The organism is Caballeronia sp. (assembly GCF_049581465.1).
Taxonomy (GTDB): domain Bacteria; phylum Pseudomonadota; class Gammaproteobacteria; order Burkholderiales; family Burkholderiaceae; genus Caballeronia.
This window is the reverse complement of record NZ_JBAUSA010000459.1, coordinates 1-6101: the sequence shown is the minus strand read 5'-3', so window position 1 is coordinate 6101 and position 6101 is coordinate 1. Positions and strand designations below refer to the sequence as shown.

Sequence of the window (6101 nt, the reverse complement as noted above, 5' to 3'; positions counted from 1 at the left end):
GATATAGAGTGGACGGAAGCAGCATCAAAAAAGATCGAAAAATTGATGCCACGCAACGCGAAGGACAAGGATGCGTATCTGGCGCTTCCGCCGGTCGAATGCCTGCCAATGGAAGGCGACGTGCTGTTCCTCGGTCCTGATGGCAAGCAGCAGCCTTTCATCGTGGCCGAGCGCCAGTATCATCACGATGGCGACGCCGACTGGACCATTATCCTTATTCTCGACGTCCCGCACGAAACGCACTAACGCTCCGGCACTGCGCGCTTACGGCGCGCTTCTGGCGCGCTGCTCTCAGAGCTTGGCGACGACATTGATCTCGCCAGACTCAATCAGGTCCGGCAGTAACCTGCTGAGCGGCTCGATATGCGGCGCCCTGTTATGAAACGCCAAAGCCTCCTCGCTCTCCCATCGCTCGAAGAATACGAATCGACGGGGCTCCTTGATGTCACGATGCAAGTCGTACTGAAGTGCTCCCGCCTCCTTGCGCGTAGGCGCAACGATCGCCTGCAACGTGTCCATAAGCTTTTCTTCGTGATCCGGTTTGGCAACGAACGTGGCGACGACTGCGATTTCCGGCATGACACGGCTCCTTGTCGAAAGAATCAAGCATAACCGCCGATACCGTTACGCGCTTAAGACGGAATAAGCACAATCGAATGCACCAGAAAAAAGCCCGCGTTCCCTTGAGGAAACGCGGGCAAAAGCCGTCGCCCTACGAGGATAGGCGACGGGGCCATCGAAGCCCGCTGGCCAGCGGACCGCAATTCTTGATTAAGAGGACCATCGAAGTGCGCCAGTGCAAGTTCGGCCGCCCGCCCTCTTGCGGCAAACGTCTCGAAGCTTACATGCCACTGTCGCAATGTATTCCTAGGCGGTTGATTCCTATAAGCTTTCCCGCACATAAAATCGTAGAAAGCCGACGGAATCGAGCGCTATGATGGTCGCCCTTAGCGTGACATCGATTGGATGAAAACGACTCCATTCACGGCAGACAAAGCGTAGCGTTCTGGCACCGGTTTCCAAGGCGCGCCAACGCGCATTCCCAAAGCGAAATCGCGCGCACCAATAAAAAACCCGCCTGAACTTCAGGCGGGTTTTTTATTGCACTAGACGTTTCGACTTGCTTTACAGCTTGCTGTCACCGCAATTGATCGTCGATCAATGCCATGATCTGGCGAGCTGCCGGCGATGAATCGACAACGCCCTTGTCGTTGATAATCGATACACGCGTCTGCGTTTCGGTGAGCGCACGTACATTCACTTCATAGTTCTTCGCGACCTTCTCCACCTTGCCGTGGAAGACCTGATTCCAGAAGCCCTGCTCGGCTGCCGTCAAATCCTTCGGGTCGGCATAGCGCACGAAGTAAATCCCGCGGCTGCGATCGCGGTCGTCAACGGTGAAGTTCGTGCGGTCCAGCGCCAGGCCCACGCGCAACCACGCCTGATCGTACGGCTCGGGTAGGGTGATTTCGTCAGACGGCGCTTGCGCCACCGTGTCTTCCTTGATCTGAGACTGGGCGGCGAGAGTGGCATTCTGCTTGGCCCGGTCCGCCGCTGCCGACGATACCGCAGGCGCAGTCGTGCCGTTGGCGATCATCACCGCGTCGGAAGCGCTGGCTGTCCCGCTGGCCTGTTGCGAGTCTGACAAAGCCAGTACGGCCATCAAGCGCTTCAGGTACTCGCCTTCCAGCGCGGGATCGTTCGGCTTGGCTTGCCACTGGCTCATGTCATTGTTCGTGCCGGTCAGCGCTTCGCGCATGCCCTTCTGGCTGATGAACACATAGGTTCCACCATTCGGCGCTGCCTCGAGGCGCGTGCGGTACTTGTTGCGCTCCGCGGTAACGTAGGAGTTGCCCGTTGCCTTCGACAGCGTGTCGCGAATCAATCCGTCAGAAAGTTGCGGATGCGTTTCATTCCAGTCGGTTTCCATCACGCCCTTGTCGCGCGCGTCGACGACCAGCAAGAAGCCTTGCTCCTGCCAAAACCGCCGAACCTGCGGCCAGACCTGATCAGGCGAGTGGCTGTCGATAACGAGCCAGCGCTCCGTACCATCGCGCTGGATATGCATGCCAGCCACCGGCGGAATCACCGTGGGCGCGTTAGGCGCGACTTTCTGCACCTGCTGAAGTTCGGACAGCGTGGCCTGACCGCCCTGAGGCGGCAACGAGCGCTGATCCACCGTCTCCTCGAGCAGATTGGGTGGAACTGCCAACGACGACTGTTTCGCCCGGGCGTCGCTCTTGTAGTTGATCGCATCAGTATTCGACGTACCGCATCCGGCAACAAGCCCACCGGCCATCAGAAGCACCACCATCTTCAAAGCTGGCTTGGTCACACGAAAATCTGTCATGTTTTGGAAATCCTTCCGCTACGCCACGGTGTTTTCCGTGGATCAACCTACTATTTTACCGGTCTCGCGCCTCGCCGTGCAAAAACACTCACTTGCTGTGTGATGCAAATGTTTCGGATGGTTGATTTCAGTGCGTTCGCGGGAACGGTTGGGATCGATTCGGATCGTTTGGGACGTCGGTGTCGAGATTCAAATTCAACGTCGCGACGCGGCCCGAAACCACCGTCGCGAGACCTCGCTCCGAGACTTTAACAATCGACCATCGAATCTCAAAATAACTCGCCGAATTTGTGCTTACGACAATTTATGACATTTCGTCTTAGTTTGTCCTAGCCTAAAATCGACGCTCAAGACATTGATTAATAAGCATTTTTAACTATCTAAAGCTCATGTCACAAAACCGCCACAAGACTATTCCTAATTTGGTTTTCAATCGCGTCGCTATCCTAAAATTAGTTCTCGATAACAACAACGACCACGAGAACGGAGTAACGCAATGCATCATCGACATACGCTCATTCCCCTTCAGGCAACTCTCGCCGCAATAGCGATCGCGGCAAGCGGCGCAGTCCACGCTCAACTGGGTTCGGCCATCGCGACGGGTACCAGCACGCAAGGTTCATCGGATGCATCTGCCGTCGTGATGCAAAACGCTGCAAACGACGCCGTTCAGTGGCAGGAATCGACCGACGCCAATCAAATTCGAGTGCGCCAATATGTGTCGGCCGCGGGACAGGTCTATGCCGTCAGTTGGGACGGCCCCGCAATGCCCGATCTCGCTGCGTTGCTGGGTACCTGGTTCGGTGAGTATCAACAGAGCGCGCTAGCAGGCTTGCCGAACGTGAGCAGCCTGCACGCGTCGCGGGTGAGCCGCAGTGATCTCGTGGTGGAAACTGCCGTGCGTCTGCGCGACTTCAACGGCCGCGCGTGGCTCCCTGATGCACTCCCGTCCGGCGTCACTGCTGGCGATATCCAGTAGGAGCCACCATGCGACACTTTTCCCCTGCCATGGTTCGTTTCATTGGCGTCGCCTTGCTCGCTTGCGCAGGCTTATCCGGTTGCGGCGGCGGTAGCGGTGGCGGCAACAGTTCAAGCAATGCCGCTGCGCCCGCCTCTGCGAGCGCCGCGTCTTCCGCCAGCACGCCCGTGGCAACCGCGCCGACGCAACCCGTGCCCCCTGCAGCCCCCGTCAACACAACAGTCACTCAGTCGACCACCGCCAATGTCCAGCCGATCACGGTCGCGAACATTGCGACCGGTACGCGCAACATGCTGCAGACTAGCGTCACGATTTGTGTTCCGGGAACGACGACGTGCCAGACCATCGACAACATCCAGGTCGATACGGGCTCGCAAGGCTTGCGCATCCTCGCGTCAGTACTTTCGCCCGCGCTGGCGCTGCCCTCAGTCACCAGCAGCGCTGGCTCGACGGTCGGCGAGTGCTCCGTTTTCGGCACAGGCTATACATGGGGCGCGGTCCGCAGCGCCGACATCCAGTTGGCCGGCGAAGAAGCACCGGGTACGTCGATCCAGGTCATCGCCGACCCGGCGCTTCCCACCGTTCCCACGGATTGCGCGAACGCGGGGATATCGATGCAGACGGCCACCGCGCTGCGCAGCAACGGCATCCTCGGCGTAGGGCCGTTCGCCGTGGATTGCGGCGCCGGTTGTGCGAGCACTGCACTGTCGCGTTGGTACTACGGGTGCAGCGGGAGCACGTGCACGTCGAGCACGCTGGCCGTGTCGCAACAGGTTGCAAACCCGATAAGCCGTTTCGCCGCCGATAACAACGGCCTCGTGATCGAACTTCCCGCTGTGGCGGCCACGGGGGCATCGGCGGTTACGGGAACGATGACGTTCGGTATCGGCTCCCAAGCGAACAATGTGCTCGGGAGCGCCCAGGTTCTTCCGAGCAACACCGCGACCGGCTTTGTCTCCACGAGTTTCCAGGGCCTGACCTACGGGACGAGTTTCATCGATAGTGGCTCGAACGGCCTGTTCCTCACGTTGACCTCGTTGCCCAAGTGCGGACTCTGGTTCTGTCCAACCTCGCCGCAAAGCTTTGCCGCTACGGTGACAGGGTCGGACGGCAGCACGGCCAATGCCACGTTCGCCATCGGCAACGCCACCACGCTGTTTGGAAGCGGCAACAATGCGTTCAGTAACCTGGCGGGCCCGTCGAGCAACTATTTTGACTGGGGACTGCCGTTTTTCTTCGGGCGACGAATCTTCACGGCGATCGAGTCGCGCGTGACGCCCGCGGGAAATGGCCCGTATTACGCTTTCTGAGGCGAACGGGCCGAGGGGTTTGGGCGTGTCTGCCCTAACCCCTACCCTTCCCGATCATCTACATCGAAGATCCCCTGCGCCAGATGAAACGCCGAATTCGCCGCCGGCACGCCGCAGTAAATGGCCGTTTGCATCAGCACTTCCTTGATTTCATCACGCGTTACACCGTTGTTCTTCGCGGCTCTCAAATGCATCGCAAGCTCATCGCCGCGGTTGAGCGCAACCAGCATCGAAATCGTCAGGAGGCTGCGCGTATGACGCGGCAAACCTGGACGCGTCCAGATGTCGCCCCATGCATAACGCGTAATGAGGTTCTGGAACTCGGTGGTGAGATCCGTGCGATTCTCGAGCGAGCGCGCGACGTGCGCGTCACCAAGAACCGCGCGGCGCACGCTCATGCCCGCTTCATAACGTTCGTCTTCGGTCATGTCAGGCTCCCAGGAATTCCAGCACTGTCTTCGTAAAATCGTTCGCGCGCTCGATGTTGGACAAATGCGCGGCATCCAGTTCGACATAGCGCGCCCCGGGTATCGATCCGGCCAACTCACGCCCTTGCTCGGCGGTGGTGGACTGGTCTTGCGTGCCCGCGATCACCAGCACCGGCAGCGTGATGGTCTTGGCTTCCTCGCGCAGGTCGGCGTCCCGGATGGCTTCGCAATTCGACGCATACCCTTCGCCCGACGTATGGCGAAACACGTCACGCAAACCGGCCAGCAGGGCCGGATTTGCCTCGATGAACGCCGCAGTGAACCAGCGGGAAAGAACCGGGCCGACCAGTTGCAGCATGCTCTCGCGCGCTTTTGCAGCACGCGGTGTCCAGATCTCGTCCGAACCGATCATCGGCGCCGTGTTCGACAACACCACGCGATCGAAGCGCTCCGGATGCCGGGCCACGAGCGCGATTCCCGTCAACCCGCCCATCGAAAGGCCGCAGAAATTGGCACGCCGGATATCAAGGGCGTCGAGCAAGCCGATTACATCGCCGACCAGTTGGTCCAGCGTGTAGGGACCCTTCGGCGCGTCCGATCGTCCATGGCCGCGCGTGTCGTAGCGCAGCACCCGATACTTCGTCGCCAGCGACTCAACTTGCGGTGCCCACATCGACACGTCACTACCAAGCGAATTCGACAGGACGAGCCATGGCGCGGCGCTGCCGGCGGAATCGTCGACGCGATAAAAAAGTTGTATCCCATTAACGGCGGCAAATGGCATTACTCAGTGCTCCTGATTTAGTTTGTTCGATGCAGATGCAACACGGTGTCGACAAAAGCCTGCGCCTGACCGGCGTAGTTCGCGGGATCGAGCAGCGCCTGCAACTGAACAGTAGAAAGATGCTGCATGACGCGCTCGTCGCTGGCGAGAACGTCGTAGAAGGTTGCGCCGTCAGCCACCGCCCGCTTCGATGCATGTTCGACCAGCGCATGCGCATCGAGCCGGCCAATCTGGTCGCCAAGGGCAAGCA

At 59.4% G+C, this 6101-nt stretch carries 7 protein-coding genes and 1 pseudogene; 3 read left to right on the top strand and 5 right to left on the bottom strand.

Annotation, left to right across the window (positions count from 1 at the left end; all coding sequences use genetic code 11):
• Positions 1–246, top strand: a 246-nt coding sequence (locus WCA53_RS11405) for a DNA-binding protein (protein WP_423909424.1), incomplete at its 5' end; no start/stop codon positions are given.
• 45 nt (positions 247–291) lie between these two features.
• On the opposite strand, the gene WCA53_RS11400 is transcribed toward WCA53_RS11405, so the two are convergent.
• Both WCA53_RS11400 and bamC read right to left on the bottom strand, forming a co-directional pair.
• Positions 292–579: a putative quinol monooxygenase gene (locus WCA53_RS11400; RefSeq protein ID WP_423909420.1), complete on the bottom strand. Its 288-nt coding sequence runs from the start codon at positions 577–579 to the stop codon at positions 292–294.
• Positions 580–1138: 559 nt separating this feature from the next.
• Positions 1139–2350 (bottom strand): outer membrane protein assembly factor BamC, encoded by a 1212-nt coding sequence (bamC, locus tag WCA53_RS11395; protein ID WP_423909417.1) that lies wholly within the window; start codon positions 2348–2350, stop codon positions 1139–1141.
• A 496-nt stretch (positions 2351–2846) separates the two neighbouring features.
• On the opposite strand from bamC, the gene WCA53_RS11390 reads away from it, so the two are divergent.
• Positions 2847–3329 carry a DUF2844 domain-containing protein gene (locus tag WCA53_RS11390; protein WP_423909414.1) on the top strand — a complete coding sequence of 161 codons (483 nt, stop codon included), beginning with the start codon at positions 2847–2849 and terminating at the stop codon, positions 3327–3329.
• Between the two features lie 8 nt (positions 3330–3337).
• The gene (locus tag WCA53_RS11385) at positions 3338–4639 is read left to right on the top strand and encodes a DUF3443 domain-containing protein (RefSeq protein WP_423909410.1); all 1302 of its coding nucleotides are present in this window, start codon (positions 3338–3340) and stop codon (positions 4637–4639) included.
• Positions 4640–4680: 41 nt separating this feature from the next.
• Here the strand turns inward: WCA53_RS11385 and pcaC are convergent, their stop codons facing one another.
• The 3 genes and pseudogenes from pcaC to WCA53_RS11370 form a co-directional block, all read right to left on the bottom strand.
• Positions 4681–5067 carry a 4-carboxymuconolactone decarboxylase gene (pcaC, locus tag WCA53_RS11380; RefSeq protein WP_423909406.1) on the bottom strand — a complete coding sequence of 129 codons (387 nt, stop codon included), beginning with the start codon at positions 5065–5067 and terminating at the stop codon, positions 4681–4683.
• A 1-nt stretch (position 5068) separates the two neighbouring features.
• Positions 5069–5851 carry a 3-oxoadipate enol-lactonase gene (gene pcaD / locus WCA53_RS11375; RefSeq protein WP_423909403.1) on the bottom strand — a complete coding sequence of 261 codons (783 nt, stop codon included), beginning with the start codon at positions 5849–5851 and terminating at the stop codon, positions 5069–5071.
• Between the two features lie 17 nt (positions 5852–5868).
• A pseudogene (locus WCA53_RS11370) lies at positions 5869–6101 on the bottom strand (3-carboxy-cis,cis-muconate cycloisomerase); the annotation flags it as partial.

Excerpts from the sequence above, each read along its gene's own strand:
- pcaC (WP_423909406.1), bottom strand. The coding sequence starts at position 5,067 with ATGACCGAAGACGAACGTTATGAAGCGGGCATGAGCGTGCGCCGCGCG.
- WCA53_RS11385 (WP_423909410.1), top strand. The coding sequence starts at position 3,338 with ATGCGACACTTTTCCCCTGCCATGGTTCGTTTCATTGGCGTCGCCTTG.
- bamC (WP_423909417.1), bottom strand. The coding sequence starts at position 2,350 with ATGACAGATTTTCGTGTGACCAAGCCAGCTTTGAAGATGGTGGTGCTT.
- WCA53_RS11390 (WP_423909414.1), top strand. The coding sequence starts at position 2,847 with ATGCATCATCGACATACGCTCATTCCCCTTCAGGCAACTCTCGCCGCA.
- pcaD (WP_423909403.1), bottom strand. The coding sequence starts at position 5,851 with ATGCCATTTGCCGCCGTTAATGGGATACAACTTTTTTATCGCGTCGAC.
- WCA53_RS11400 (WP_423909420.1), bottom strand. The coding sequence starts at position 579 with ATGCCGGAAATCGCAGTCGTCGCCACGTTCGTTGCCAAACCGGATCAC.